Source organism: Rhizobium sp. BK538 (assembly GCF_014197575.1).
Lineage (GTDB): Bacteria > Pseudomonadota > Alphaproteobacteria > Rhizobiales > Rhizobiaceae > Rhizobium.
The window spans coordinates 1-1,828 of record NZ_JACIFT010000058.1 but is presented as its reverse complement, the minus strand read 5'-3'; the positions used below and the strand labels follow the sequence as shown (position 1 = coordinate 1,828).

Below are 1,828 nucleotides of genomic sequence, written 5' to 3'. Positions count from 1 at the left end.
TTCCATCCTATCGGGGAACAACCACCTGCTCTTCAAGAGCGTGACCACTTCTGGCCATCAGGGGCGACTCGCTCCCGCGATTACCCCATGTGTGAAATCTCTAGCGCGACCGTCTTGGTCGCGCAGTTCAGTGCGTTCTGACGGGATCGGCTCGAATTTGCTTTTCTCTTGGACTGGGAGGCGTCGGAGGCAGTCCTGAAGGGTTGTATGAGGGCTTTTGGACCTGAAGTCTGTGCTGTTGCCCCTCAAGCGGTTATAGCTCGTAAAAGCGCTTTTGCGCCGATCATATTGATCATCCGTTTGATGTTGTAGGCCAGCACGTGTAGCGCCATCTCCGTTCGGACGTTTTTCAGCCTGCGCATCTGGAAATGGGTCGAGCCCATCCACGCCTTGATGGTGCCGAACGGATGCTCGACCGTGCATCGTCGGGTACGCATGAGGTTCGGATTCTCTTCCATTCGGGAATACATGGCCTCGATCAGATGCTCATGTTCCCAACGGGTGACCCGACGCTCTTTGCCTGTTGTGCATTGGACGTTGAGATGGCATGACGGGCAATCGTTGCGCCAGTAGCGGCGCAACATCAGGCCCTTTTCCTCCGTTGTATACCTGTACGCCAGCGCCTTTCCGGCGGGGCAGATGTACGTATCGGCGCTGGCGTCGTAAACGAAGTCAGCCTTTACGAACATGCCCTTCTTGCGGTTGTTGGAAGTCTCCGGTCTTGGCACGGTCGCAGTGATCCCTGCCTCATGGCAGCGCAGCAGTTCAGCTCCGTTGAAGTAACCGCGATCGGCTATTGCATCTAACTTATCGGCTTCCAGAACCTCCTTGGCGGCGCTGGCCATCGGAGCCAGTTGAGATCGATCATTCCCGACATTGGTGACCTCGTGTGTAACGATCAGGTGGGTATCGACGTCAACGGCCGTCTGTACGTTGTAGCCCACCAGGCCCGTGCCTTTGCCATATGTCGCCATGGATCGCGCGTCTGGATCGGTCACGGAAATCTGGCCGTCGGGTACATCCTCCAGCGCTTCTGCTATTCCTTCCAGTCTTTGGACTTCCTGTCGAACACGAGCAAGCTTCTCCGTCAGCCGTGTGACCTTGCGCAGCTTTGCCTCCGATTGCTCCAGGGCATCGGCTCTGCTCATCTCCTCCAGATATCGCGATGCGCTTACTTCGAGATGCTTTATCCGCAGCTCGACCTTGCCGGGCGTGAAGTTGCGATCCCTGTTGTTGACGGCTTTGAACTTGCTCCCATCGATCGCGACACTGCCGCCACTCAACACGCCGATCTGGCGGCACAGCTCGACGAATCTGGCGCAGGTCTTGCGGATTGGCTGGCCATTGTCTTTCCGGAAATCAGCTATGGTTTTGTGATCCGGAACCAGCCGCCCGGTCAGCCACATCGCTTCAACATTGCGCCCGGCCTCACGTTCTAGCCGTCGACTAGAGGGGATGCGGTTCAAGTACCCGTAAATGAAGAGCTTCAGCAACACCGAGGGGTGGTAACAGGGGCGACCAGTTTGGGCGGGCGACATGCGACCAAAGCCAGCGCCCACCAAATCCAATGCGTCAACGAATGCGTCGATCACTCGAACGGGATGATCTTCATCGATCCAATCGTCAAGTCGATCTGGAAATAGCGTAACCTGATCACGACTGGTCCCCTCGATATAGCCTGACATTGCCACCTCCGATCGACGAAGATGATTCTATATCAGAATCAAGTTTTTACACATGGGGTAATCGCGGGAGCGAGTCGCCCCTGATGGCCAGAAGTGGTCACGCTCTTGAAGAGCAGGTGGTTGTTCCCCGATAGGATGGAAGT

The 1,828-nt window shown here is 56.3% G+C and carries 1 protein-coding gene; it reads right to left on the bottom strand.

The features are described 5' to 3' along the window. Positions 1-245 precede the first annotated feature (245 nt). The gene (locus tag FHX09_RS29320) at positions 246-1,685 is read right to left on the bottom strand and encodes an IS1182 family transposase (RefSeq protein WP_132588878.1); all 1,440 of its coding nucleotides are present in this window, start codon (positions 1,683-1,685) and stop codon (positions 246-248) included. Between the last annotated feature and the right edge of the window lie 143 nt (positions 1,686-1,828).

Excerpts from the sequence above, each read along its gene's own strand:
- FHX09_RS29320 (WP_132588878.1), bottom strand. The coding sequence starts at position 1,685 with ATGTCAGGCTATATCGAGGGGACCAGTCGTGATCAGGTTACGCTATTT.